Source organism: Pseudomonas juntendi (assembly GCF_009932375.1).
Classification (GTDB): Bacteria; Pseudomonadota; Gammaproteobacteria; order Pseudomonadales; family Pseudomonadaceae; genus Aquipseudomonas; species Aquipseudomonas juntendi.
This window is the reverse complement of record NZ_BLJG01000060.1, coordinates 1-25,190: the sequence shown is the minus strand read 5'-3', so window position 1 is coordinate 25,190 and position 25,190 is coordinate 1. Positions and strand designations below refer to the sequence as shown.

Sequence of the window (25,190 nt, the reverse complement as noted above, 5' to 3'; positions counted from 1 at the left end):
GGTCAGTCCTGTTCGTGGCGGGCCAAGCGCAGGCCCAGGGCCAGGCGCAGACGCGGGGGCAGGGCCCCGAGCACACGCAGGCCCCAGGTGAAAAGGCTCGGGAAGTTGATTTCAAGCGGGCGCCGGGGCAAGCGCTTGGCAATATGTTGTGCCGCGCGCTCGGCAGACCACAGTTGCGGCATGGGGAAGTCGTTGCGGCGGGTCAACGGCGTATCGACAAAGCCCGGGCTGACCAACGTCACGTCGATACCCTCGCGTGCCAGGTCGATCCGCTGCGACTCCACCAGGTAACGCACGGCTGCCTTGGACGCCCCGTAGGCCCCGGCACGGGGCAAGGCCAGCCAGGTTACCGAACTGCCGACCACCACCAAGTGCGGGCGCACGCCTGCCCGCAGCAAGGGCAGGGCGGCGGCCAGGCAGTTGCTCACGCCCAGCAGGTTGGTGCGTACCACGCGTTCGACAAGCGCCGGGTCGAAGTGGCCGGGCTCCAGGTATTCACAAGTGCCTGCATTGAAGACCGCCATGTCCAGCCCACCCCAGGCTTGCTCGATGCGGGCGGCCATTTGTGCCACTTGTGCAGCGTCGGCAATGTCGCCCTCGGCCAACAGCACCTGCCCCGGATACCGCTCGGCCAACGGCAGCAGTGCCTGGCTGCGACGGCCACCCAACGCGACCTGGTGCCCTTGTTCGAGCAGCGCTTGCGCAAGGGCTGCGCCAAGGCCGCTGCTAGCGCCTGTCAACCAGCAGCGGCTCATGCCAGCCTGCCTTTGAGCCAGCGAATGGCCCCGCCCATCAGTGGAACGTGCTCATACAACAGGGCGCCTGCGTCGAAGAAATCCTGGTGGAAATGGACGCGGTCACGCCACTGCAGAAAACTGCAGCCTTGCACCGTTATCGGTGCCCCCCGTGCCAGCCGTGGGTGACGAAACTCGAGGGTCCAGCGCAGGTAACCCTGGCCAGGTAGCACCTCGTCCGCCGCGGCGAAGGCATAGCGGATATCGCGGGCATTGGCGTACAACTGGGCGAAATAGGCCTGCAGGGCGTCGAGCCCGTGAATTTGATGCAGGGGGTCGCGGAAGACAACGTCTTCGCTGTACAGGGTGTTCAGTGAATCGAGGCTGTCCACGTCAAGGTGGGCAAAGCGTTCGGCGAACTGCTGCAGGTAAGCGGACATGCTCGGCTCCGGACAATCCTGTACAACACCCGATTGTTGTACAGGTATACTCGAAGCCTACGACAAAAATTGTACAAGTCAAAGTTTTTGTATAGCTATTTCAGCTTTCGCGTTGCGCCAACTGCTGCCGCAGTTCAGCGACCTCGGCTTCCAGCGCCTTGATCCGCGCCTCGGCCTCTACCTGCCGGGAAACATCGTGCTGAATGCCGATGTAGTAGGTCAGTTGATCCGCCTGGTTGAACACTGGGCTGATGGACAATTCGTTCCAGAACGGGCTGCCATCCTTGCGGTAGTTGCGCAGGACTTCCCGGCACGGCTTGCCGTCACGTATCGCCTCGCGGATGCGCTGTACGGCTTCCTGGTCATGGTCGGCGCCCTGCAAGAAGCGGCAGTCCTGGTACAGGATGTCCCTGGCCTGGTAGCCCGTCAGCCGCTCGAAAGCTGTGTTGGCATAGATGAGGATGCTGTCTTCGCCTTCCTGCTCGGCTACGACGATGCCGTCGTTGGATTGCTCGACCATCAGTTGCAGGAGTTTTGCAGTGATCATGTAGCGCTACCTACGCAAATGTCATGTTCAGTAAGCGCAGCGTAGCCTCTGTGCAGGGCTTCGCGCGCAGTTTGCTGCATGATGACCCAGTTCGGCACTGCGCAGAAGGTGTGTATCGGTTTAGAATGGGGCACTTCCCGGACGACCCGTGCAATGACTGATACTACTCAAGCCGACCTGCTGCCCATGCGCGATGTGGTTACCCTGACGGGCATCAACCCGGTGACCCTGCGCGCCTGGGAGCGGCGCCACGGCTTGCTCCGCCCGCAGCGCACCGACGGTGGTCACCGGCTGTACACGGCCGAGGATGTGCAGCGTATCCGCGACATTCTGCACTGGACCAACCATGGGCTGCCGATCAGCAAGGTCGGTGAGCGCCTCGCCGCCCAGCCGAAAGCCGCCATGCAGTCGGATTCGGCCTTTGCCGAATGGCGCGCAGCGCTGCTGCGTGCTACCCAGGCGTTCGATGCCCAAGCGCTGGATGCGCTGCATGGCCAGTTGTTCACGTTGTTGCCCAAGGCGACGGTGCTGCGCGAAGTGCTGATGCCGGTCTGGCAGCAACTGGCCGCCGGGCGAGCCTTCGGCCAACGCAGCCAATGGGTGTTCTTCGATAATTTCTTGCGTGCGCGCCTCCTGATGCGCCTGCAGATGAACCAGGCCAATGCGCCGCGCGTGATCATGGCGGGCACTGAAGGGCATGCTGAAGCGCAGTTGCTGTGCACCGGTCTGTTGCTGAGCAGCGAGCAACAGCGCATTGACGTGCTTGGCTGTGATCAGCCACTGGAAGAGCTGGCGCTGGTCTGCGCCGCCGTGCAGCCTGCAGCGTTGGTGATTGCCGTACAGGGCTCGGTGAGCGCAACACTGGCCCGCCAACTGCGCGCCTTGCAGATGGATGTCGCGTGCCCGCTGGCGTTGGTCGGTGCGGACCTCGCCGGGTCACAATCGGTCTTGCAAGGCATACCCTTGCGGCTGCTGGATGAACATGGCGATGACCTTGCCGGGGTGCTGAGTGCCTTGCTGGCAGGCCGGTTGGAGCTTTGAGCACCCGCTGCAGGACCGGGTGCGCAAAACTCACAGCATCAACGCGACCTCAGCCTGCCTTGGCTGACGCGGTTCATTCGCTCAGTGCTTTGATCAACTGATCGTTGAAGGCCGGGATATCGTCCGGCTTGCGGCTGCTGATAAGGTGGCCGTCTACCACCACCTTCTCATCCACCCACTCGCCCCCGGCGTTGCGAATATCGTCCTGCAAGGTCTGGTAGCTGGTCATCCGCTTGCCCTTTACCAGGCCCGCCGATATCAGCAGCCAGGCCCCGTGGCAGATCACTGCCAGTGGCTTGTTTGCCGCAGCGTGGCTTTTCACCAGCGCTTGCGCGCCCTCGATCAGGCGGATGGTATCGGAGTTCTGCACCCCGCCCGGCAACACAATGGCGTCGTACAGGTCCACCTGCGCGCTGTCGAAGGTGGCATCCACGGTAAACTCGTCAGCCGGTTTGTCATGGTTCCAGCCGCGTACCGTGCCGTCCTTTTCGCTCAGGATATCGACCACCGCGCCTGTTTGTTCCAGGGCTTCACGTGGGCCGGTCAACTCGACCTGTTCAAAACCGTCAGTCACCAGGAATGCCACGCGTTTGCCATTCAGTTTGTCGTACATCGTGATTCTCCGTTTTCGATAGGCCTGAGAAGGAGGCCATCGTCCCGCCGCGAAGTTCCAACGCAATTCACCGGCGGTGCTGGCTGATGACATCGCATCCATGCCCCCGAAACAAAACTGAACGCTGAGGTGCGGCCGCCAGTCGTACCGCTAACTTTCATGAAAAAGGATGTTGGCGATGAAGACGATGACTCGACTGTTCACTGGCCTGGCGCTGGCGACCGCGCTGGGCAGTACGGCGGCGTGGGCGGACCAGCCTGGTGCTGACTGGAAGGTGAGCAAAGACCAGGCGGAAGCGACGCTGAAGGGCGCTGGCTACACGCAAATCACCAAGATCGAGGCCGATGACGGCCATTGGGAAGGTGAGGGCATCAAAGCCGATGGCAAGCAGTACGAGTTCAAGGTCGATCCGCGCGACGGCAAGGTCGTCAAGGACGAACTGGATAACTGATCCAGAGCGGGTGTTGCTCACTGAGCGGCCCGTGCCTGGAGCACGGGTTTTTTTTGGGGCTGGTTCCTGCGCCGTTCTGTTGTGCAGTGGCCGGCCGCGCTCTACCGCCGATGTACCCGGACTGAACATCGCGCGCTCGAGGTGCTCTCACCCATAATGATTGAGCGAGGGCACCGCCATGAGTATCGAACGCAGCATTCCCGAACTGGCAGCGTGGTACGCGCAGTACGACGACGTCAGTTACCGCAGCGAATCGCCAGACGCCTACCACCATGAACTGCTGCGCACCGCCGAGGCCCTGCGCGACGATGGCACCCTCGACTGGGACGACTGGCTGGCGCTCAAGGCACTGGCCGACGAAGCCCATGTGCGAGCGCTGGAAGACGCAGTTCAGGCCCACGTGAATGACCCTGACGCATGAAAAACCTCCGCATCGCCACCTTCAATATCAATGGTATCAGCAGCCGCTTGCCCGCATTGCTGGAGTGGTTGAAGCGCGAACGGCCCGACATCGCCTGCCTGCAGGAATTGAAGGCTGCTGATCACAAGTTTCCGCGTCAGGAGATCGAGGCTGCAGGTTACGGCAGTCTTTATCAGGGCCAGCCCGCCTGGAACGGCGTGGCCATTCTGGCGCGTGACAGCGAGCCGCTGGAGGTGCGACGTGGCTTGCCAGGCATGGAGGACGACACCCAGAGCCGTTACTTGGAAGCAGCGGCGCATGGGGTGCTGATCGGGTGCTTGTATCTGCCCAACGGTAATCCGCAGCCTGGGCCGAAATTCGATTACAAGTTGCGCTGGTTCGAATGCCTGATCCAGCATGCGCAAACGCTGTATGCCAATGGGCACCCAGCGCTCCTGGCGGGTGATTTCAACGTGGTGCCCACGGACCTGGACATTTACGACACACGTTCCTGGCTCAAGGATGCCTTGTTGCAGCCAGAGTCCCGTGCCTGTTTCGAGCGTCTGCTGACGCAAGGTTGGACGGATGCCGTTCGCCACCTGTACCCGGACGAGCGCGTGTACACCTTCTGGGATTACTTCCGCAACCACTGGGCACGTAACGCCGGGCTGCGCATCGACCACCTGCTGCTCAACCGCGAGCTCGCCCCTTACCTGAAAGGGGCGGGGGTAGATGCCTGGGTGCGCAATGAGGCCAAGGCCAGCGATCACGCCCCTGTGTGGGTCGAATTGGGCGGCCGCCGCCGCAACTGAGGCAACGGGCAAAGCGCTCTGCCTCGGTGGCTACCGGAACAGCCGAGGCCTATTCCGGTAGCGCAGTCACGTGGTGCGTTACTTCTTGCCCGGCAGCACCGTGCTGAGCACCTGTTTGGCCGCCTGCACGATGACCCCGGCCTGGTCAGGGTCGCCCTTGAGCAGGCTGCTGGCGAAGTTCCTGGCCTGCTCCAACTTGATGTGCGGGGGCAGGGGAGGCACATTCGGGTCGGTCTTGAACTCGATCAGCACAGGCCGGTCAGCCGCCAGCGCCCGCTCCCACGCGTCGGCGATATCCTCCTCCCGCTCCACGTAGATACCCTGCAGGCCGATGGAGATGGCGAACAGGTGATAAGGCACATCAGGAATTGACTGTGAAGCCTCGAACTTCGGGTCGCCTTCCATGACCCGTTGTTCCCAGGTGACCTGGTTGAGGTCTTCGTTGTTGAACACCGCGCAGATCCACTGGGGGTTGTCCCATTGCTGCCAGTACTTGGCAACGGTAATCAGCTCGGCCAGGTTGCTCATCTGCATCGCGCCGTCACCTACCAGCGCGATCACGCCACGCTGCGGGTGGGCGAACTTGGCGGCGATGGCATAAGGTACCGCCGCGCCCATGCTCGCCAGGCCACCTGACAACGAACACTGCATGCCTTGGCGCACCATGAGGTCGCGGGCATACCAGTTGGCGCAGGAACCCGAGTCGCTGGTGACGATGGCATGGTCGGGCAGGCGCGGGGAGAGTTCGTGCACGACCCGCTGCGGGTTGATGGGGTCTGCCTTGGCCATGGCCCGCTTGGCCAAGGTCTTGTCCCACTTGCCGCGCCAGCCTTCGACCTTGGCCCGCCAGCGCCGATCGGTCTTGTGCTCCAGTAGCGGCAGCAGGGCCTGCAGTGTTTCGCTGGCATCCCCCACCAGGTTGACTTCCATCGGGTAGCGCAAGCTGAGCATGTCCGGCTGCAGGTCGATCTGCACGCCACGGGCCTGGCCTTCCTTGGGCATGAATTCGGCGTAGGGGAAGCCGGAACCGATCATCAGCAAAGTGTCGCATTCGTTCATCAGGTGCGCACTGGGCTCGGTGCCTAGCAGGCCTATCGCCCCGGTCACCCACGGCAGGTCGTCGGGCAATACCGCCTTGCCCAACAGCGCCTTGGCCACGCCAGCGCCCAGTGCTTCAGCCACCGCCACCACCTGTTCGCTGGCCTGCAGCGCGCCTGCCCCCACCAGTATCGCCACCTTGCGCCCCGCGTTCAGCACCTCGGCGGCGCGCTGCAGGTCGGCTGCGAACGGCACCACCTTGGGCTTGCTGTAGCCAACGCCGGAGTGCACGGTGCCGTGGGCCCGCGGTGGGTCCTCATAAGGCAGGTCCTGCAAGTCATTGGGAAGAATGACAGCGGTAACCCGGCGCTCGCCGACGGCAGTGCGTACCGCGCGGTCAAGCAGGTGCCGCACTTGCGCTGGGGTAGACGCCTGCTGCACGAAGGCCCCGGCAACGTCCTTGAACATCGACAACAGGTCGAGCTCCTGCTGATAGTGCCCGCCGAGCGCGGCGCGCGCCTGCTGGCCGACAATCGCCAGAACCGGCTGGTGATCCATGCGCGCGTCATACAAGCCCGTCAGCAGGTGCGAAGCGCCTGGGCCGGAAGTTGCGATGCACACGCCAAGTTCACCGGTGAACTTGGCGTGTGCACTGGCCATGAATGCAGCCATTTCCTCATGGCGTGCCTGCACGAACTGGATCTTGCCCTCAGCCCGCCGCAAGGCACCGAACACCCCGTTGATACCGTCGCCAGGGTAGCCAAAAATACGCCGCACACCCCATTGGTACAGACGCTCCACCAGAAAGTCACCTACTGTGCTGCTCATCATGTTACCCCTAGGCGTGATCGATAGGGGTCTGGACTGAGCAGCTGGCGGTAAAGTTTCAAGTGAGTGCGCGCGGGCCACCCGAGTGGGCATATACCGCGCTAGGGCTGGCTGGCTCAACCACCGGCGCCATTCCCGCCGCTGCCACCTGTGCCAGATCCGCCACCCTGACCCGTTCCGGGGCCGTTCCCTGTCCCGCCACTACCCGAGCCCTGGGTGGTGCCATCTCCACCTGTTTTATCCGTGTCATTGCTGTCGGTACCGCCGGCCCCGGTACCCATGCCATCGCTTGGTGTGCCGGACCCGGTAGCGCCGCCGTTGCCGTTCATGTGGCCGCTGTCATCCGTGTGGGTAGCAGGGGCACGCTGGTCGTTCGTGTCGGTGGCGGCCAGGGCCAGCGGCGCACTGGCTCCAAGGCATAGCGCCAAAAACAGCGTGTGGGGCTTGTAAGTCTTCATGGTGAGTCTCCATCGAGGTTGATCACCTTTATTTGGTCCTGGTCAGCGCACCTCCCGTGCTTTGCTGCCGACGGATGGCGCAACGCTGGGTTCAACCGTCGGACTGTTCCTCAGGCGGAACCTGGTCTTCCGGCCAATCGGGCGCCTGCTTCGGTGGCTCGGGTTCGGGTTCGAGTACCGGCTCGCCGGGGTTGTGGGGTATCTCGTCAACATAGGGGTCGGGATGAGAAGGGTCGATCATGGTGGTTCTCCTGTGGGTGAGTGGGTATGGCGTTAGGCGGTGTGGCCGCGTTGACCGTTCCATTCAATCCGCCCAGGGGTACACGAACTGACCACTCGGCAACGCCGGCACTGGGCCTTGAGGGAAGGCAAATCAAACTTTTGCCAGCCTGCATGCTCTTCTGAATAGACCTGACGTAGCTGAGGAGAAACTCATGAAACACACCGATGGCAATACCGGCGACAAGGTTCCACGCCCCGTTTCCTCGGAAGAGGCACAACGTGGCGAGCAGGTGCCTGGACCTGTGCTCGAGAAACCCGACCCCAAGACCGAAGCGGTAGACAAGGTGATTACGCCCACGTCCATCAAAGAGCAGGAAGCAGAAACCGAGGCCATCAAGCGGCAGTTGGCGCAGGTCGATGGAAAGCTGCGCGAATGATCAAACGCACGTCACGGTTCTGATCAGAACCACGTATCCAGCCCTGGGGTAGGCCGATATCGGGATTTTCTCCACCTATCGGCTCGCCCGAATTGATGACTCAAGCGCTCAACCATCCCGATGAAAAGGAACAGCTCAATGCCTACCGCAGCAGGCAAGATCCGCTATGGCGTAGTGGCAGGTGGTTCGATTTCCCAAGGCGCGTTCATGCCCGGCATCGGCCAGACCGACAACTCGGTTATCACTGCACTGGTCACCGGCGATGCGCAGAAGGCCACTCACCTGGCCGCCCAATATGGGCTCAAAGCCTATGCCTACGAGGAGTATGCGACGCTGTTAAGCGCCGGTGAGGTGGACGCGGTGTATGTTGCTACACCTAATTTTCGCCATCGCGAGTTTGTGATCCCCGCACTGGAGGCCGGTATCCATGTGCTGCTGGAAAAGCCGATGGGCACCAGCGAGGCGGATTGCAAAGCGATGATCGAGGCGGCGAAGCGCTCGGGGGCAAAGCTGATGATCGCCTACCGCTTGCACTGCGAGCCTGGCACGCTGGACATGATCGAGCGTGTGCATGCTGGCCATTTCGGCGACCCGCGGTTGTTTACCTCGACCTTCACCCAAAGGGTCAAACCTGGCAACCACCGGGCACAGAACGGTTTTGCTGCCGGGCCGGTGCCCGACATGGGCCCTTATCCGCTGAACATGGTCCGCCAGTTGTTCAATGCCGAACCGATCGAAGTCAGCGCAGTGGGGGTCCACTCGCCGGGCAGCATCCTGCAAACCTGGGACACGGTCACTGTCAGCCTGCGCTTTCCCGAAGAGCGGCTGGCGCAGTTCACCGTCAGCTACACGTTGCCAGACACCGAACGCTTCCAGCTGTTGGGTACAGAAGGCGAGATCGAAGCTTCGCCCTGCTTCGGCTACGGGGAAGGGGTCGCTATCAGTTACCGTGCCACGATCGGTGGCGAAACGCGTGTGCACGTCAACCCGATTGTCGACCAGTTTGCCGGGGAGACCGCTTATTTCTCCGACTGCATCCTGCGCAACGAAATGCCGGAACCTGACGGTGAGGAAGGCTGGCGCGACGTGCGGGTGGTGGCGGCAATCGAGCGCGCCTTGCTGACTGGCCAGCCTCAATGCCTGGAGCCGTTGCCTGCGCGTGCGTTTGCACGTCGGCGTGAGCAGCGCCGGGCCTTTGCGCTGGCAGAGGCGGCACCGATGATCAACACTGAATCGCCTACTGAATAAAGCCGGTGGCTGCGCGCCCGAGGAGGGCGCGCAGGCCAAGGTCAGGCCGCTCGCTGCTCTTCCTTGAGCAATTTCTTCTGCGCCTCCATGGCCAGCCCCATTTCCTCCAGCTCCTGCTTGCCCAACAGCTTACGGGCAGTGGGGAACAGCTCGCTTTCTTCCTCCTCAATATGGTGTTCGAGCAGCTCCTTCATCACTTTGACCCTGCCGGCGAACTCTACAGTGCCGGTTTCGGTGTGCAGCAAGTCCGGGATGACCAGCGAGTCGACAGTGCGGTGTTCCTCTTTGGCCTCGTAATACATCTTGGCCTCTTCCTTGCCGCCGGCCTGCTTGATCGCCGGGTACAGGATCTCTTCTTCCAGGGCCGTGTGGATGTCGACTTCCTGCTTGATCCGTGCAAGCAGCTCGGCACGCTTCTTTACCGCGCGCTCGGTGGTCGAGGACAGTTCTTCGAGCAGTTTCTTCACCAACTGGTGGTCCTGGATCAACAGTTCGATTGCGTTCATGTGGTACCCCTCATAGGCGGGAAAAAGGTCACGGTCGCGAAGTGTTGAGCCAGCGCCAAGCGGCAAGGTTCAATGCGGTTGATCAGCGAACCGGCGTACTGAGCAGGGGAATGACCAAGTGGTCAAAAATTTCTGAATTTTCTAGCGTCGGTTCACTCCATTAGCTTGAATCGATGGAGGAGAGTCCAATGGCAGGGCAGCAGTTGTATGTGATCGAGTATGAGCTTCACGGTGAATTCCGCACCTTCATCATCCGCTTGGGGCGTATGGACAACGCCGAGGCCTGGCACTGGGCGAGCTGTGATGCAGGCGTAGGAATCATTCCCCGCTTTGGCCAGCACACGATCAAGAAGGTCAGCCGCCCCATGGCTGAGCGCTATGGCATCGGGAATGTGCGCTGGCGCGCGTCGGGGGATGGCCCGGAGTTCGTTGCCCAGCCCATTGATGTGAAGAAGTTCTCGAATGGCGGGCCGGGCAAAAGCTGATACCGCCTGCACGCCGCCTGCCGTTGATCCTGCTTTGGCAAGACCCGCTGAACTTCGTCGGGGGCTACAGATTCATGTTACTAGCCCCAATTACCACCACACAGCAGAGGATACGCACCATGACAGCGTCAGAGAAGGACAAAGCCACCGAGCAGGCCGAATCCACCGGCGAGCAGGAGCGCGACAACGATGCCCAGCGCCCGGATGGCTCCGGGGGCACTTCGCATGACTCCACCGCCCAGAAGGAAGCGCGCGAGCAGGGTGAGCACGGCGCCTGAGGCTGGGCGTGCTTGCAACCGCTAGGGTTCATCAGATCTCACCCATCAGGAGCCGACCTGTGCCGCGCATCATAACCCCCACCACGCCGGAGCATGAGGTCAGCGCGCACAACGCCCATATGTTCGGCTCACCCAAGGAGCGGCTGGATTTCTATCGCGGTGAAATCCAGTATGAGACCAGTATTCTTGCCAACCGCACCGACGCCTACCTGGCCGCACAGTCATTTCTGGTCATCGCGTTCGTGTCATCGATGGGTAACCTCAACCAGAGCTGGGGCGAAATGTTCACCCTGGTGGTGCCGCCGTTTCTGGCCCTGCTTGGCATACTCAGCTCGCTCAATGCCTGGCCCGGTATCCATGCGGCCTATCGCATCATCGAGCACTGGCAACTCAAACAGAGCCATTTGCTGCGCAGCGAGCCGTTGATGGGCCTGGCCTATGACGAGTCGCCTCTGTTCAGTGAGACGGAAACATCACAGGCCGGACACCGTAAGTCGCTGTTGTTCTCGCTGCGTACACCGTGGATATTCCTGGTGTTCTGGCTGATCCTGGGTGCCTATGCGGTGTTCATCCAGCTGGCCTGAGCAACGCCGCCGGTAGCAGACCTCGCCTCAATGATGGCGTGGTAACCATGTGCCAACGCTCGCGGCCAGGTTACTTGGCGCAGCACCTGGAACCAGTATGACCTTACGGCAGTCGTAGCTCTTCTGATCGAACATCTTATAGGCGAAGGCCGCCTCCTCGAGGGGCATGCGATGGGTCACGATGAGTTCGGGTTGCAGGCGCCCGTTCTCGATACAGGTGAGCAGTTCGGGCAGGAACTTCTGCACATGGGTCTGGCCCATCTTGAAGGTCAGGCCTTTGTCGAAGGCATCGCCGAACATGAACCCGTGTACGTGCCCGGCGTATACCCCCGGCACACTCACGATGCCCCCGCGGCGTACGGCGGCAATGCTCTGGCGCAGCGCCTTGCCGTTACTGCCCTCGATCTTCAGTGCGGTCAACACTGCTTCGGCGGTACTGCCTTTGGCTTCGAAACCCACCGCGTCAATCACGGCATCTACCCCACGCATACCCGGGGTGAGGCGGATGATGCTGTCGGCCGGTTGGTCGTCGTCCTCGATATTGATCGGCACTACGCCATAGGCGTCGTGGGCGAAGGCCAGGCGGTGCCGGTTGGCATCGACCATGAAGATGGTCTGGGCACCCAGCATCCGCGCACAGGCGGCACTCAGCAGCCCGACCGGCCCGGCACCGTAGATCGCCAGCGTCGAACCCTGGCCCACCTGGGCGTTGGTAACCGCCTGCCAGGCGGTGGGCAGGATATCGGAGAGGAACAACACCTTGTCGTCGGGCAGCGCTGTCGGCACCTTGAACGGGCCGACATTTGCCTTCGGCACGCGCACATACTCGGCCTGGCCGCCGGGCACGCCACCGTAGAGGTGGCTGTAACCGAACAGGGCGGCGCCGGGTGGGATGCTTTTCTTGTCGACGATGGCGCCGCGGCCTCGGTTGGTGGTTTCGCAGGCGGCGAACTGGTCGAGCTGGCAGAAGAAGCAGCTACCACAGGCGATCACGAACGGGATCACCACGCGGTCACCGACCTGCAAGTGGGTAACCCCGCGCCCGGTTTCTTCGACGATGCCCATGAATTCGTGGCCGAAAATGTCGCCAGGTTTGGTCTCCGGGATCCTGCCGTGGTACAGGTGCAAGTCAGAGCCGCAAATGGCTGTGGCGGTGACTCGCAAGATGACGTCGTCGTCGTGCTCGAGGATGGGATCCGGAACATTGTCGACGCGAACGTCCTGTGGCCCGTGGTAAGTCAGTGCTCTCATGGATACGACTCCTGCGGTGGCTGCTTTCAAGATGGTCCATGCCGGGGAACTCGGCAAGTCGGCAACGTTCAGAAACGGCAATTCATTGGCAAATTCGGTGGGCCACATGCGCCGGCAGCGCAGGCCTGGCAGCACTGCTGTCTGCATTGAGCAATCTGCCCGCTGTTGTTGTCCAGATTGGACCTGCATCGGTAATGATCGAGGAGTTTTCCGTGAGCAGTAAAAAGGCCCGCGTCAGTAACCAGGCTTCAGGGGATATTTCCGAGCTGCCCCACGACATGTTCTTCGCGGCCGTGGAAACCACGCGGATGCCCATGATCGTCACCGATCCCAACCGTGACGATAACCCCATCATTTTCGCCAACCGGGCGTTCCTCGACATGACCGGCTATGAGCTGGCAGAGATCCTCGGGCGCAATTGCCGGTTCCTGCAAGGCCCGGAAACCGATACCGAGGTGGTCGCAACCTTGCGCGCTAGCATCGAACAGCGTGTGGATATCGCCACGGAAATTCTCAATTATCGCAAGGATGGCTCCAGCTTCTGGAACGCGCTGTTCATCTCGCCGATCTTCAATGAGCGCGGCGACCTGATCTATCACTTTGCCTCGCAACTGGACGTCAGCCGCCGTCGCGATGCCGAGGACGCCTTGCGCCAGGCCCAGAAAATGGAGGCGCTGGGCCAGCTCACAGGCGGTATCGCCCACGATTTCAACAACCTGTTGCAGGTGATGGGTGGGTACCTGGGGCTGATCGCCAATGAGGCTGACAAGACTCAGGTCGACCTCAATCGCATCCGCCGCAGTGTGGGGCACGCGCAGACGGCGGTGGAGCGCGCCAGCACGCTGACCAAGCAGTTGCTGGCCTTCGCCCGCAAGCAGAAACTGCATGGGCGCGTGCTCAACCTCAACCACCTGGTCGAGGACCTGCGGCCCATGATGGAGCGGACCTTCGGCGCCGATGTTCTGGTGGAATTCGACTTCGAGGCAGACCTGCGCAATTGCCGCATCGACCCCACGCAGGCCGAAGTGGCACTGCTCAATATCTTCATGAACGCGCGCGACGCGCTGATAGGGCGCAAGCGCCCGCACGTGTTCATTGAAACCCGCAATGTGCTGGTCACCGACATCAACCATTCCTTCGACGGCCTTTTGCCCGGCAACTATGTCAGCCTGTCCGTGACCGACAATGGTATAGGCATGCCGGCCAGCATCCGTGACCGCGTCATGGACCCGTTTTTCACCACCAAGGAAGAGGGCAAGGGCTCGGGGCTGGGCCTGTCGATGGTCTACGGCTTCGCCAGGCAATCCGGGGGTGCTGCGCGCATCTACACCGAAGAGGGGGAAGGCACGACCCTGCGCCTGTACTTCCCCGTCGACGACGCCAAGGTCGTCCAGCAGCCCGCCGTGAAGACCGCCGAACGCGGTGGGGGCTCAGAGCGTATCCTCATCGTGGAAGACCGCCCGGATGTGGCAGAGCTGGCAAAAATGGTGCTCGAGGACTACGGCTACGCTGCCGACATGGTGCTCAATGCGCGGGAAGCGTTGAAGCTTATCCAGGCTGGCGAGCGGTACGACCTGTTGTTCACCGACCTGATCATGCCAGGCGGCATGAACGGCGTCATGCTTGCCCGGGAGGTGCGCAGGCTGCAACCGCAGATCAAGGTATTGCTCACGACTGGCTATGCTGAAAATTCGATCGAGCGCACCGACATCGGCGGCTCGGAGTTCGAGGTGATATCCAAGCCTTGCCAGCCCCATGACCTGGCTCGGCGGGTCAGGCAGGTGCTGGATGGGCCTACCGGCGTCACCTGAGCCGCGGTCAGCGGCTGCACGACTGAGCAAGCCCTTGCAAGTTATTGAATTGTTTGCCCCTGCTTGTGGTCCAACACTTGCGCTAGGGTCATAGGCTCTGTACACCTTCGTCTACAGCCTGGTCCGTGACCTGTACCAGCGTCACATGTCGGTGAGCAGCGGCTGCCGACATTGCCAGGATTATGACGCTCCCACAGAGGTGGATCATGAATAAAGAGGGGGTTGCCGCACCGTCGGCATTGAATACCCGTTCTGAATTACTCTCTATTGCAGATGATTCCTCGGAAAAATTGCGACTTGTGCTGGAGGCAGCCGCTATCGTCGGTACCTGGGTCTGGGATATTCCCAACGATCGGGTCACTGCAGACGAGCGTTTCTCCCGTTCGTTCGGCATTCCTGCGCAGCAGTGTCAGGCCGGTATCCCCTTGGCTGAAGCGTTTTCGGCGATTTACCCCGATGACCGTGAGCGGGTGCATCAGGATATCCAGCGGGCAGTGGCCAACGGCGGCGCGTTTCGCTGTGAATACCGCGTGCGTAACGAGGACGGTGTCTACCACTGGATCGAAGCCAACGGCCATGCCGAGCTGGACCATAGCGGGCGAGCCGTGCGGTTCCCGGGTGTGCTCATGGACATCGAAGCGCGCAGGGCCGCCGAAGCGGAACGCGATCGGGTCTCGGCGCTGTTGCGCACATTCACGGCCGCCGTGCCGGGTGTGGTCTACGCCAAGGATCTCGACGGCAGGATGCTGATTGCCAACCACGGCGCGACGCAGCTGATTGGCAAACCGCCCGAATTCTACCTGGGCAAGACCGACCTGGAATTCCTGGAAGACAAGGACCAGGCGCGCCAGGTGATGGAAACGGATCGGCTGGTGATGGGCAGCGGCAAGACCGTGCAGGTTGAAGAGCGGGTCGACATGCCCGATGGCTCGGCAACCACCTGGTTGTCAGTCAAGGCCCCGCTGGTCGATGAAGCCGGGCAGATCATCGGCCTGATCGGCTCATCGATTGACGTTTCCGGGCGCAAGCAGGCGGAAGCTGAACTGCTGGAGCTGAACCGCACGCTGGAAAAGCGGGTCAGCGAAGCGGTTGCCGAGCGTGAGGCGGCGCAGGAGGCACTGCGCCAGGCGCAAAAAATGGAAGCCATCGGTCAGCTCACTGGTGGCATCGCCCACGATTTCAACAACCTGCTGGCAGGCATCATTGGCAGCCTTGACCTTGCCCGGATGCGCGGCAAGGCTGGGCGCACTGCAGACGTTGAGCGCTACCTCGAAGTCGCGCACCGGGCGGCGCAGAAGGCCGCAGCGTTGACCCACCGGTTACTGGCGTTTTCCCGTCGGCAGCCGTTGCTGCCCGTGCGCACCGATGTCAATGAGCTGGTCGAGGGTTTGAAGGACCTTATCAGCCGCACGGTCGGACCGTCGATTGCCCTCAAGGTCAATCTGAACGCGCAGTTGGCCACGTGCCTGGTTGACCCGGTACAGGTCGAAAACTCCCTGTTGAACCTTTGCATCAATGCCCGCGATGCCCTGGCGCAGAAGCCTGGCACGATCACGATCGCCACAGCCAACCATACCTTGGAGGCAGGCCCTGGGCTGGATACCGAACTGCAGCCAGGCGAGTATCTGACCATCAGCGTCACCGACGACGGCATGGGCATGTGTGCAGATACGCTCGCCAAGGCGTGCGAGCCGTTCTTCACCACCAAGTCGATAGGCGAAGGCACTGGGCTGGGCTTGTCGATGGTCTACGGTTTTGCCAAGCAGTCGGGTGGCCAGGTAAGGATCAGTTCTGAGGAGGGGGTAGGGACGCGGGTTGAATTGTCCCTGCCGGCAGTGAGGGGCCAGCCGCAGTTGGCGGGCCGCGCAGCACTCGAGCATGGCCTGTGTGGCCGGTGGTCTGACCGTACTGTACTGGTCGTTGACGATGAACCCTCCGTGCGCCTGTTCGTCAGTGATGTGCTCGGTGGTTTGGGGTGTACGGTCATCGAGGCGGCTGATAGCCAGGCTGGCTTGCAGCTGTTGTCTTCCGACACGCGCATCGATTTGCTGGTAACGGATGTCGGGCTGCCTGGCGGCATTGACGGTCTTCAGATGGCGTCGTCCAGCCGCCAGATTCGCAAGGCGCTGCCCGTTATCTTCATGACGGGTTTCACCAACCCGGGATTGTTCGAGCACGAGCTCCTGCGCGACCCATCGGCTTTACTGACCAAGCCTTTCGCCGTAGACGAGCTGGTGGCCAGGGTACATGCGATGCTGGGCGCGCAGCCCGAACGATAATGCCGGGGTTGGCAGGGCGGCTCTGCCCTCAAAGAATCGGTTTACCACCTGTCACGGCATAGCGCGACCCGCTGATGTAGCTGGCTTCGTCAGATGCCAGCAGCACGTAGATCGGCGCAACCTCGACGGGTTGCCCAGGGCGCCCCATGGGGTAGCCGGAGCCGAAGTTCCGGACCGCCTCATCGGGCATGGTCGCCGGAATCAACGGGGTCCAGATGGGCCCCGGGGCTACGCTGTTCACGCGAATGCCCTTTTTGCCCAGCAACTGCGCCAGGCCGGCCGTGAAGTTGGCAATGGCACCTTTGGTCGCCGCATACGGCAGCAAGCTGGGGGAGGGGTCGTCGGAGTTCACCGAACTGGTATTGATGATCGAGCTGCCCTTGGGCATGGAAGGCAACGCCGCCTTGCAAATGCGGAAAATGGCGGTGATGTTGATATCGAAGGTTTTCACCCATTCATCATCGTCAATTTCCTCCAGGGTTTCGTGGGCCATCTGGAACGCGGCATTGTTCACCAGGACATCGATGCGGCCAAACCGCTCGACGGTCTTGGCCACGATGGCGTGGCAGTGTTGCTTGTGCGCCAAGTCACCAGGCAGCAGCAGGCATTGGCGGCCTGCCGCCTCGACCCAGCGTGCGGTTTCCTGCGCATCCTCATGCTCGTCGAGGTAGCTGATGGCAACATCTGCACCTTCCCGGGCATAAGCGATGGCCACCGCCCGGCCGATGCCACTGTCGGCCCCTGTAATCAGGGCGATCTTGCCTGTAAGCCGGCCATGGCCGGTATAGGACTGCTCGCCGCAATCCGGGTATGGCTCCATCTTGCGCTGCGTACCAGGAACGCTCTGCGGTTGAGACGGGAACGGCGGGGTAGGGTAGTCGCGCATGGTAAAAGCTCCTGCAGTTGAGAATGCTCATACCGGTTCGAGGAGGCTGGTACCTGCGCGTTGGTTCCAATGCGCCGAGGAAGCGACGAGCGGTGCCACCCCTGCTCGTGAACCAAGGCGCGATTGCTTCGCGCTCCGGTCAGAAGCTTTCCAGCACGATCTTGCCCCGGGCCTTGCCGCTCTCGATGACGGCGTGCGCACGCCGGAGGTTCTCGGCGTTGATTGCACCGAAGTGCTCGCCCAGGGTTGTCCGCAGCACGCCCTTGTCGACCAGGCTGGAGACACGTTCGAGCAGATGATGTTGCTTGATCATGTCGTCGGTCTGGTACAGCGAGCGGGTGAACATGAGCTCCCAGTGCAGCGACAGTGACTTGCGCTTGAGGGGCACCACATCCAGCTGCGCCGGATCGTCGATCAGCGCCAGCTTGCCTTGTGGGCGAAGCACTTCTACCAACTGGTCCAGGTAGGTATCGGTGTGCGTCAGGCTGATCACATAATCCACGCACTCGAGTTCATGCGCTGCAAGCTGAGCGGCGATCGGCCGGGTGTGGTCGATGACATGATCCGCACCCAGTTCCTCGATCCACTGTTGGCTTTCAGCCCTGGAGGCGGTACCGATCACCGTCAATTGCGTAAGCTTGCTGGCAAGCTGGATCAGGATGGAGCCCACCCCGCCGGCAGCGCCGACCACCAGCAGGCTTTGCCCTTGGCCAGCCTGCTCTGCGATGCCCAGGCGGTCGAACAGCAACTCCCAGGCGGTGATGGAGGTCAACGGCAACGCCGCAGCATCAGCGTTATTCAGACTACGGGGCTTGTGCCCGACGATACGCTCGTCAACTACATGCAGCTCGCTGTAGCTGCCCGGGCGGTCGATGGCGCCGGCGTAGAACACTTCGTCGCCGGGCCGGAACAACGTCACTTCAGGGCCCACCTCGCGCACAACCCCTACAGCGTCCCAGCCGAGCACCTGTGGCTGTTGGCCGCCACGGCTTGCCCGTATTTTCGTATCGACCGGGTTTACCGCAATGGCCTTGACCTCGACCAGCAGATCCCTGGCACCCGCCTGGGGCGGGGGCAATTCTGTGTCGTAGAGCGATTGTGGGTCCTGAATGGGCAAACCGGGTTGGGTATAGACGACGGCTTTCATGGTTTGTATCCAGAGGCTGGGAAAGTGGGTGCAGGCTAAGCCTTTCAATTGATTGGAAAAACAGCCTGCATGAAGCAAGACTTTCTCTGCAGGCGTGAAAATGCATTGAGGGCCTCGCGACCCGGCCCCGGTTTGCACTTGCCCTGATGGGGCTGTGAAGTGATCAGACATTCACTTCACTGAATAGATAATGTGCGAATTCTGGAGAATCAGAATAAATAATCGAAAATCTTTTCAGCGGTGGCGTTTTTAGGCAGCACATTCCCCGGCGGGCGCATCATCATATTGACCAGCATGTGGCCTTACACGGGCCGCTTGCCTGCGGGGTGAACCTCACCCCAATCGAACCTCCCAAAAGGAACGCCATCGTGCACCACGTCAAATATGACCTGTCCGAAGCCCAGACCAGCCTTGAGTACATCCTCGAACAAGTCATCTATGGCACGGTGGTTGTCATCGTGCGCAATGGTATTGAAATTGCCCGGGTTACCGCGGTGGAAGGTTTGAGCCAGCGTGCTACGCGGCCCATGGCCACCCCGTATGAGCTGTAGCAACGCTGCAGGGGGCGCCACCCACCGGCTGAACAGGCACAGCGCTGCTGCACGCCTCGTCATAATATGCACCGCCCCCTGAATTTACCGCGTAAAGTGACCATTGAAGTCCAGCCCTACGCTGGCGCAGCGGGGCGAGCACTGGCGCGCGTATATCGATTAGCGGCTATCGTAGGAGGGCGGTAAGCGAACCGCCTTCGCTGCGTATGGAGGCTGGACGCGTTCCTGCACACTACAAAGGGAACCCTATGCAGCAGCTACCTACGGACGAAACGATCCGTGCAGCCTTGAATCGAACCCATGCACGCCTTCACCGACAACATGAGCTGGTTGTCGAGTTTGGCGTGGTGTCGTTGCAGGTCACAGAACTCGACCTGCTGCTGACGCGCGCCTGTGAAGTGGTTGCCGAGGGCATGAATACGCGCTACGCCAAGGTGCTCCAGCCTGAATTGGACGGCGACGGTTTCGTCCTGTCCCATGGGGTTGGCTGGGATGCTGCAGACATCGGCAGGGCTACCGTGGGTGCAGATGAAGCCAGCCCGGCAGGGTATGCGCTGGCCACCTACAGGCCGGTACTGTCGAACCATCTGGGCATGGAAAATAGGTTCCGCACCCCTGAGCTGCTGAAAAAATACGGTATCGAGCGCGCGATCAATGTACCGATTCGCGGTGTACTCGGCCCATTCGGCGTGCTTGAGGCCGACAGCAGCAATGGTGAGGATTTCGTGGAAAGCGACCTGGTGTTCCTGGAAGGGATCGCTACCGTCATTTCACTGGCTGCCGAACGGATTGCCGCAGGGGTCGAGGCGCCTCACCCCGACCCCTATTCCGAGACGATCCTCAATGCCAGCCCTGACTGGGTGGAGATCATGTCTGCCGACGGGCACATCGAATTCATGAACGAAGCTGGCCTGACCTTCATGAACACCAGCGCTGCCGAAGTCACAGGCCAGCGCTGGCATGAGCTGTGGCCAGGGGAATCCAGGTCGATTGTGTGGGAGGCGCTGGGTAAAGTCGGCGCTGGCGAGACCATTCGGTTCGAAGCGTATTGCCCGTTATCGGCTACTGAGCCGAAATGGTGGGATGTGACGGTGGCGCCGATCATGGGCGTGAATGGCCAGGTTGAGCGAGTGATCGCCGTATCGCGCGACATCACCGCACGGCATCAGTACGAGGCCCAACTGCTGTCCCTGATCGAGGCGCAGAACACCAGGCAAGACCGCAGCGACCTCTATCTGGAGGAGATTCATCATCGGGTCAAGAACAGTTTGCACCTGGTGAACACACTGCTGCTGCTGCAGGCAAACCTGGCAGCCGACGCGGCGGTCAAGCTGCAGCTTGAAACCGCGGCTGGCCGGGTAGTCACCATTGCCAGTGTTCACGAGCGGCTGTACCAGACCGCTGAAGACCAAGGCGTGCATGCTGAAGAATATCTGAATGCATTGCTCGGCGATTTGGGCAAGGCCTTGGCAGACCGCAAGATCGTTCTGGAGGCAGATGATTTCGTGCTGCCGCCTGAACGTATGGCGCCCCTGGGCCTGGTCATCTCCGAGCTGATCACCAACGCGCTAAAGTACGGCAAAGGCACCATTGACGTGCTGGTCAAGCATGCAGGTGACCATGCACTGCTCACTGTTCGCGATGAAGGTGATGGCTTCCCGGACAACTACCCCAAGCCGACGGGCACTGGCCTGGGTATGCGCTTGGTCAAAAGCTATTCCGGGTATGGTAGCGCCGCGGTGACCATTGATCGCCAGGCCAGCAAGAGCTGTATTCATGTCCGCTTCAAACTCTAGCCTTGCCGGTGTTGGCAGCCTGCTTTATCGACTGCGCAAGGTGTCCAGGGCCGGCGACCAGACGCCATGGCCACAACGTTCGCAGCAGCGCGTATCTTCAGCCTCATGGTAGGTCGCAAAGCCGCAGCCTACGCAGCTGTATAGCCCGGCCGCGGGCGGCGAGCTGTATTCGGGCCGGTGTTCGGCAGGCAGCACGGACAAGCCCGGGCGGGTATCCTCGGCAGTGTAGAAATACAGGCTGAGGTCGCCATCGGTCTCCAGCAGGCCCAAACGGACTTGCCCCAGGTGCTCCACGCCTTGTTGGCGCAGCTCCATGAACAGTTCACTGGCTGAAATGTTCAGGTTACGCAGCGAATGGACCTCGTACATGCCGTCCTTGACCACGGTGATGGGCAGGCCATCAATCCACGCCTCGCAGGTCTTGCTTCGCTTCATGAGGTAGATGGTGCCGCGGTACAGCACGAGCAGGGTAATGAACACCAGGGCTACCGGCAGAAGCGGCACATCCTCGTAGAATGTCACGTCGCCCGCCGCAGACCCCAGGGTCAGAATCACCACCAGTTCAAAGCGCGATAGCTGCTTGATCCCGCGGCGCCCGCTGAACTTGAGAAAGCAGAACACAGCGAGAAAGGCGGCCAATACCCGAGCGGCGACTTCCAGGAGAAAGGTGACCGGAAGTTCGCCGAGCAACATCCTGTGCAGATCGAATGTGACCATACTTGTCTTTTCCCGTCCGTTAAGCCCTCAATGTGGGCCGAATCACGCCTGGCACGCGCTTATCGGCGGCTGGCATGAACCGCCGCCCAGCGCAGTGCCAGAGGTCTGTCAGGCGTTCGACCGCAGGTAACCTCGCAATGCTCCGTGCGCAGCGGCCCGCGGCAATCGTTCAGCGGGCTGATTACCTTTATTCGCTGGCCTCCAGTTTCGCCCATTGGCGGTAGGCCGCTTTCAGGCTGGCAGGCAAGCAGGGCGGATCACCCTCGATTTTACTGTGTGCCGGGTGGCTGCCCTTCCATTCCATCAGCCACGCGATCAGCGCTGGGCGCGTACCGGGGCAGGGGCCAACCTGCTGCTCGAGGGCATCGGCGATGGGGCCGAGGGTTTCGATGTAGTGGTCGAGTTTGGCGAGCGGGTCGTCCATGCTAGTGAACCTCTATCGATTGCGCAGCAGCGGTGCTGCTGCCATCAGCGTATCTAGCATGGCACGGTCAGGGCTTGCAGTCTTCCATTGGCAGGCTCGCCTTTCTCCAGCGCCAGCAGGGCCGGCATGTCGAGTGTTTCCACCAGCTTGCCGCGCAGGTTGACGATACCTTGCCTGACGGTGAGGGCGTTGCGATGGGATCAGGTTGTGCCTGGCGTCCGGCAACCGGTTGATCTGCGTCAAATACCCGCGTTGTGATGAATGCCGTTGTCGTGAGCGCGTCAGTTGACAAACGTCAAGTCTGCCGAGCATGGCTGAACGATGCTGCGAGCACGTAACGCAACCGCCGAGGTGGGCCATGCAAACCCCGCAAAGACTGCTGTTGATAGCATCGCCGCTGATGCGCCGGACCCCCGTCTACGACCGCGCCGCCGCGCTGGCCAAGGCCAAGGGCAGGGCGCTGCATATCGTGGCGTTCGACTATGTGGAAGGCCTTGCAACCCCAGGCCTGGTCAATGAACCTGGCGGCAATGCGCGAAAGCTATGTGCAGCAGCACCGCGACTGGCTCGAAGCCCAGGCGCAACCGATGCGCCGCAGCGGTGTCACCGTGACCACCGAAGTGCTGTGGGTGCAGCACCCGCTCGACGAGATCCTGGTGCACCTGCGCGAACAGCCGTTCGCCATGCTGATCAAGGCCTTCGAGCATGAGCCTTGGTGGGCACGCGCCATGTTCACTTCCCTGGATATACAACTTGGATATACAACTGCTGCGCGAAACCCGCATCCCGCTGCACCTGGTGCACAAGGCAAGCCATGCGTTGCCCCGCACCATCCTGGCGGCGGTGGACTTGTCCAGGCCAGAGGATCAGATCGAGGGTTTCAATGACCAGATCATCTTCGACTCCAACTTGGCGCACACACTTCATGAAGCCCAGAGCGATGCCTTCCAGGCGCTGGCCGAGCGCAACGGCATAGCGGCCGAGCACCGCCATATGCGCATCGGTGACCCGGCCAAGGCGCTGGCCCTGTTCATGGACAACCATGACACCGACGTGCTGGTGATGGGCAGCTATCACCACCGCGGTATTGGCTGGTTCATTGGCAGTACGGCCGAACGGGTACTGCATCGCTTGTCGTCCAGTGTGCTGGTGATCTCGCCCGAGCGTTCTCAAGGTTGACTTGGCAGTTGTGATGGGCTGCACGACAGCACCTGCGGTGCGTTGGCACAGACACTGTTGGCGACCGTCAATGGAGGCTGCATGCCAGCAATGCCATAATGTCGACGTCGGTGTTTCCCTTACGTGGCATTCTTCGAGGCGCTGTGCATGAACGATTTCACCCCTTGGACGGCGCTGGCAGGCGGCGCCTTGATCGGCCTGGCTGCTGCGCTGTTTGCCGTGGCCAATGGGCGTATCGCGGGTATCAGCGGCCTGCTCGGGTCGTTGCTGCAACGTGGCGGGGAGGGGCGTGGCGAGAAAGCGTCATTCCTGCTTGGCATCTTCGCCGCGCCGTTGCTGTGGCAACTGTTTACGGCCCTGCCGACTGCGCACTTTACGGTTTCGCCCGGGTGGCTGGTGGTCGCCGGGTTGCTGGTCGGCCTCGGCACCCGTTACGCCGCAGGCTGCACCAGCGGCCATGGTGTGTGTGGCCTTTCCCGATTGTCGCCGCGCTCGGCAGTAGCAACGCTGAGTTTCATGGTGGCCGGGTTTGCCACCGTCTATATCCTTCGTCATGTGCTGGCAGGTAACTGACATGCAGCGGCTCAGTGGTTTTCTGGCTGGCGTGTTGTTCGGCCTGGGGTTGTTGCTATCCGGCATGGCAAACCCCGCGAAAGTGCTCGGGTTTCTCGACCTGGCCGGGCGCTGGGATGCCTCGCTGGCGCTGGTCATGGTTGGCGCCATCGGCATCGCTTTGCTGCCCATGACCTGGGCGCGGCGGCACAGCGTGGCGTTGCTGGGTGGCCGGATGCAGTTGCCGACGCGGCGCGACATCGACCGGCGGCTGGTGGGCGGCAGCCTCATGTTTGGGGTCGGCTGGGGGATCGCTGGCATCTGCCCGGGCCCGGCACTGGTGCTGCTGGTTGGCGGCTACTGGCAAGCCTGGCTGTTCGTGGCGGCCATGCTCGTGGGCATGGTGGTATTCAGCGCCGTGGAAGCGTCACGCCGCTGAATTGACAGGCGCGCCCACGCGCCTGCGCCGACTAGTTTGCGGGAACGAGGATCACGAAGTTCTTTTTCATGTCCTCCAGCACAGTCCACTTGCCTTTGGCGCCGGGCTCGATGATGAACGTGTCGCCAGCGGCGAGGGTGGCCGGCGCACAGCCGTCGAGCTCGATCACGCAGCGCCCGCTCAACACATGGCAGAATTCCCAGACTTTGTAGTCGATACGCCACGCTCCGGTACTGGCCTCCCATTCGCCGGAAATACGACCTTGCTGTTCATCGTGGTAGTACTTGGACGTCAGCGTGTGCGGGTCGCCTTCCACCACCTCTTCGAAGAAGGGCAGGTCGCGCACCGGTTGGATATCCATTTCGCGGAACACGGTCAGTTTCTGGGTCATGGTTACTTCTCGTGCGGGTTGGGGGTTAGGGCGATACATCAAATAGGCTTCGCCGGTGACGGCGAGCATCGGGTGCGGCACGATCTGGCAGGTTTTCACGATCTTGAAGCCATGGCGTTCGTAGAAGCGCCGTGCACCGTGGTTTTCCGCGTAGTCGATCAGGCACAGGCCCTGCAAGCCCAGGTCCTCGGCGCGTTGCTGGGCGTGGCGAAGGAACTGCACGCCCAGGCCCTGGCTGCGCCAGGCCTCATCCAGGGCCAGGCTGGAGATGTACAGGGTGTCGGGTATTTCCATGTCGGCGTAAGGCGCGAGTACCGGGTCTGTCTCGACCTGCCGGTCAGGGGCCGCATGCAGTGCATAGCTGTGCATCATGCCGATGACGCGACCTTCGCAGGTGGCCATCAGGCAGTTCCTGTATGAAAAATCGCCCTGTTCCCTGGCATAGCGAGCCGCGCCCACACTCAGCAATGCTTCTCCCGGCGCGGCCAGCTTGCTCCATATGTAATCGGCCATGCCTTCTGATGTCAGTTGAAAGAAGCGCGCGATATCGGGCGCGTCCGAGGCCTCGGCAGGTCTGAAGTGGGTAAGCATGTCCAGGGCTTCCATGGGATCGGGTGGCGGGGTGGCGGGTTTACACCGTTGACC

29 protein-coding genes and 2 pseudogenes are annotated in these 25,190 nt (G+C 61.6%); 16 read left to right on the top strand and 15 right to left on the bottom strand.

All coding sequences use genetic code 11. The features are described from left to right. Nucleotides 1-2 precede the first annotated feature (2 nt). From GYA94_RS08820 to GYA94_RS08810, 3 genes are all read right to left on the bottom strand, one after another. Nucleotides 3-755 carry an SDR family NAD(P)-dependent oxidoreductase gene (locus GYA94_RS08820; protein WP_009685534.1) on the bottom strand — a complete coding sequence of 251 codons (753 nt, stop codon included), beginning with the start codon at nt 753-755 and terminating at the stop codon, nt 3-5. Next, entirely contained in the window at nt 752-1,174 is a 423-nt protein-coding gene (locus GYA94_RS08815; protein WP_029887149.1) for a nuclear transport factor 2 family protein, read from the bottom strand. Before GYA94_RS08815 ends, GYA94_RS08820 begins: the two co-directional genes overlap by 4 nt. Before the next feature lie 100 nt (nt 1,175-1,274). Next, entirely contained in the window at nt 1,275-1,721 is a 447-nt protein-coding gene (locus GYA94_RS08810; protein WP_054903840.1) for a PAS sensor domain-containing protein, read from the bottom strand. Between the two features lie 153 nt (nt 1,722-1,874). Between GYA94_RS08810 and GYA94_RS08805 the strand changes: the two genes are divergently transcribed. After that, nucleotides 1,875-2,762 (top strand): MerR family transcriptional regulator, encoded by an 888-nt coding sequence (locus GYA94_RS08805; protein ID WP_110677219.1) that lies wholly within the window; start codon nt 1,875-1,877, stop codon nt 2,760-2,762. 73 nt (nt 2,763-2,835) lie between these two features. Here the strand turns inward: GYA94_RS08805 and GYA94_RS08800 are convergent, their stop codons facing one another. After that, on the bottom strand, nt 2,836-3,375 hold the full coding sequence (locus tag GYA94_RS08800) for a type 1 glutamine amidotransferase domain-containing protein (RefSeq protein WP_054903842.1): 540 nt from the start codon (nt 3,373-3,375) through the stop codon (nt 2,836-2,838). Nucleotides 3,376-3,553: 178 nt separating this feature from the next. Here GYA94_RS08800 and GYA94_RS08795 point away from each other — a divergent pair, with 178 nt between their 5' ends. The 3 genes from GYA94_RS08795 (at nt 3,554) to xth (ending at nt 5,038) form a co-directional block, all read left to right on the top strand. After that, nucleotides 3,554-3,826, top strand: a complete 273-nt coding sequence (locus GYA94_RS08795) for a PepSY domain-containing protein (protein ID WP_047149911.1) — start codon at nt 3,554-3,556, stop codon at nt 3,824-3,826. Nucleotides 3,827-4,004: 178 nt separating this feature from the next. Beyond that, nucleotides 4,005-4,247, top strand: coding sequence for a hypothetical protein (locus tag GYA94_RS08790; protein WP_009685528.1), 243 nt, complete (start codon nt 4,005-4,007; stop codon nt 4,245-4,247). After that, nucleotides 4,244-5,038 carry an exodeoxyribonuclease III gene (xth, locus tag GYA94_RS08785; protein WP_161892143.1) on the top strand — a complete coding sequence of 265 codons (795 nt, stop codon included), beginning with the start codon at nt 4,244-4,246 and terminating at the stop codon, nt 5,036-5,038. The genes GYA94_RS08790 and xth overlap by 4 nt, the downstream gene beginning before the upstream one ends. 78 nt (nt 5,039-5,116) lie before the next feature. Here xth and GYA94_RS08780 read toward each other — a convergent pair whose 3' ends face one another. The 3 genes from GYA94_RS08780 to GYA94_RS08770 form a co-directional block, all read right to left on the bottom strand. Continuing rightward, nucleotides 5,117-6,904 carry a thiamine pyrophosphate-requiring protein gene (locus tag GYA94_RS08780; protein ID WP_161892142.1) on the bottom strand — a complete coding sequence of 596 codons (1,788 nt, stop codon included), beginning with the start codon at nt 6,902-6,904 and terminating at the stop codon, nt 5,117-5,119. Between the two features lie 116 nt (nt 6,905-7,020). Beyond that, nucleotides 7,021-7,362: a hypothetical protein gene (locus GYA94_RS08775; protein ID WP_110677210.1), complete on the bottom strand. Its 342-nt coding sequence runs from the start codon at nt 7,360-7,362 to the stop codon at nt 7,021-7,023. A 91-nt stretch (nt 7,363-7,453) separates the two neighbouring features. After that, on the bottom strand, nt 7,454-7,603 hold the full coding sequence (locus GYA94_RS08770) for a hypothetical protein (protein WP_156089064.1): 150 nt from the start codon (nt 7,601-7,603) through the stop codon (nt 7,454-7,456). 193 nt (nt 7,604-7,796) lie between these two features. Here GYA94_RS08770 and GYA94_RS08765 point away from each other — a divergent pair, with 193 nt between their 5' ends. Continuing rightward, nucleotides 7,797-8,021 (top strand): hypothetical protein, encoded by a 225-nt coding sequence (locus GYA94_RS08765; protein WP_110677208.1) that lies wholly within the window; start codon nt 7,797-7,799, stop codon nt 8,019-8,021. Nucleotides 8,022-8,159: 138 nt separating this feature from the next. Next, nucleotides 8,160-9,269: a Gfo/Idh/MocA family protein gene (locus GYA94_RS08760; protein ID WP_110677206.1), complete on the top strand. Its 1,110-nt coding sequence runs from the start codon at nt 8,160-8,162 to the stop codon at nt 9,267-9,269. 41 nt (nt 9,270-9,310) lie between these two features. Here GYA94_RS08760 and GYA94_RS08755 read toward each other — a convergent pair whose 3' ends face one another. Continuing rightward, entirely contained in the window at nt 9,311-9,775 is a 465-nt protein-coding gene (locus GYA94_RS08755; RefSeq protein ID WP_009685522.1) for a PA2171 family ribosome-binding persister protein, read from the bottom strand. A 188-nt stretch (nt 9,776-9,963) separates the two neighbouring features. Here GYA94_RS08755 and GYA94_RS08750 point away from each other — a divergent pair, with 188 nt between their 5' ends. From GYA94_RS08750 to GYA94_RS08745, 3 genes are all read left to right on the top strand, one after another. Next, on the top strand, nt 9,964-10,260 hold the full coding sequence (locus tag GYA94_RS08750; RefSeq protein WP_009685521.1) for a DUF6555 family protein: 297 nt from the start codon (nt 9,964-9,966) through the stop codon (nt 10,258-10,260). A gap of 119 nt (nt 10,261-10,379) precedes the next feature. Further along, entirely contained in the window at nt 10,380-10,538 is a 159-nt protein-coding gene (locus GYA94_RS27640) for a hypothetical protein (RefSeq protein ID WP_167524218.1), read from the top strand. 59 nt (nt 10,539-10,597) lie between these two features. Continuing rightward, nucleotides 10,598-11,122: a hypothetical protein gene (locus tag GYA94_RS08745; protein WP_110677204.1), complete on the top strand. Its 525-nt coding sequence runs from the start codon at nt 10,598-10,600 to the stop codon at nt 11,120-11,122. Between the two features lie 27 nt (nt 11,123-11,149). Here the strand turns inward: GYA94_RS08745 and GYA94_RS08740 are convergent, their stop codons facing one another. Then, nucleotides 11,150-12,373, bottom strand: a complete 1,224-nt coding sequence (locus GYA94_RS08740; RefSeq protein WP_161892141.1) for a zinc-dependent alcohol dehydrogenase — start codon at nt 12,371-12,373, stop codon at nt 11,150-11,152. 212 nt (nt 12,374-12,585) lie between these two features. Here GYA94_RS08740 and GYA94_RS08735 point away from each other — a divergent pair, with 212 nt between their 5' ends. Continuing rightward, a complete protein-coding gene (locus GYA94_RS08735; RefSeq protein ID WP_110677304.1) occupies nt 12,586-14,184 on the top strand; it encodes a histidine kinase famiy protein in 1,599 nt (532 codons plus the stop codon). Nucleotides 14,185-14,390: 206 nt separating this feature from the next. After that, nucleotides 14,391-16,463 carry a hybrid sensor histidine kinase/response regulator gene (locus GYA94_RS08730; protein WP_167524217.1) on the top strand — a complete coding sequence of 691 codons (2,073 nt, stop codon included), beginning with the start codon at nt 14,391-14,393 and terminating at the stop codon, nt 16,461-16,463. 28 nt (nt 16,464-16,491) lie between these two features. Here GYA94_RS08730 and GYA94_RS08725 read toward each other — a convergent pair whose 3' ends face one another. Next, nucleotides 16,492-17,349: an SDR family oxidoreductase gene (locus GYA94_RS08725; RefSeq protein ID WP_161892139.1), complete on the bottom strand. Its 858-nt coding sequence runs from the start codon at nt 17,347-17,349 to the stop codon at nt 16,492-16,494. A gap of 139 nt (nt 17,350-17,488) precedes the next feature. Further along, on the bottom strand, nt 17,489-18,496 hold the full coding sequence (locus tag GYA94_RS08720; RefSeq protein ID WP_110677200.1) for a zinc-binding alcohol dehydrogenase family protein: 1,008 nt from the start codon (nt 18,494-18,496) through the stop codon (nt 17,489-17,491). 368 nt (nt 18,497-18,864) lie between these two features. On the opposite strand from GYA94_RS08720, the gene GYA94_RS08715 reads away from it, so the two are divergent. Together GYA94_RS08715 and GYA94_RS08710 are read left to right on the top strand one after the other, a co-directional pair. Beyond that, nucleotides 18,865-19,047 (top strand): hypothetical protein, encoded by a 183-nt coding sequence (locus GYA94_RS08715; protein WP_009685512.1) that lies wholly within the window; start codon nt 18,865-18,867, stop codon nt 19,045-19,047. A gap of 248 nt (nt 19,048-19,295) precedes the next feature. Next, entirely contained in the window at nt 19,296-20,843 is a 1,548-nt protein-coding gene (locus GYA94_RS08710; protein ID WP_161892138.1) for a sensor histidine kinase, read from the top strand. A gap of 24 nt (nt 20,844-20,867) precedes the next feature. On the opposite strand, the gene GYA94_RS08705 is transcribed toward GYA94_RS08710, so the two are convergent. Then, nucleotides 20,868-21,560: a DUF421 domain-containing protein gene (locus GYA94_RS08705; RefSeq protein WP_110677196.1), complete on the bottom strand. Its 693-nt coding sequence runs from the start codon at nt 21,558-21,560 to the stop codon at nt 20,868-20,870. Between the two features lie 187 nt (nt 21,561-21,747). Next, a complete protein-coding gene (locus tag GYA94_RS08700; RefSeq protein WP_110677194.1) occupies nt 21,748-21,984 on the bottom strand; it encodes a hypothetical protein in 237 nt (78 codons plus the stop codon). A 358-nt stretch (nt 21,985-22,342) separates the two neighbouring features. Here GYA94_RS08700 and GYA94_RS08695 point away from each other — a divergent pair. From GYA94_RS08695 to GYA94_RS08685, 3 genes and pseudogenes are all read left to right on the top strand, one after another. Further along, a pseudogene (locus tag GYA94_RS08695) lies at nt 22,343-23,163 on the top strand (universal stress protein). A 147-nt stretch (nt 23,164-23,310) separates the two neighbouring features. Further along, the gene (locus GYA94_RS08690) at nt 23,311-23,736 is read left to right on the top strand and encodes a YeeE/YedE family protein (RefSeq protein WP_110677192.1); all 426 of its coding nucleotides are present in this window, start codon (nt 23,311-23,313) and stop codon (nt 23,734-23,736) included. Between the two features lies 1 nt (nt 23,737). Continuing rightward, nucleotides 23,738-24,154 carry a DUF6691 family protein gene (locus tag GYA94_RS08685; protein ID WP_110677190.1) on the top strand — a complete coding sequence of 139 codons (417 nt, stop codon included), beginning with the start codon at nt 23,738-23,740 and terminating at the stop codon, nt 24,152-24,154. Nucleotides 24,155-24,185: 31 nt separating this feature from the next. Here the strand turns inward: GYA94_RS08685 and GYA94_RS27845 are convergent, their stop codons facing one another. Beyond that, a complete protein-coding gene (locus GYA94_RS27845; protein WP_174824177.1) occupies nt 24,186-24,545 on the bottom strand; it encodes a cupin domain-containing protein in 360 nt (119 codons plus the stop codon). Between the two features lie 27 nt (nt 24,546-24,572). Then, a pseudogene (locus GYA94_RS27840) lies at nt 24,573-25,151 on the bottom strand (GNAT family N-acetyltransferase); the annotation flags it as partial. Between the last annotated feature and the right edge of the window lie 39 nt (nt 25,152-25,190).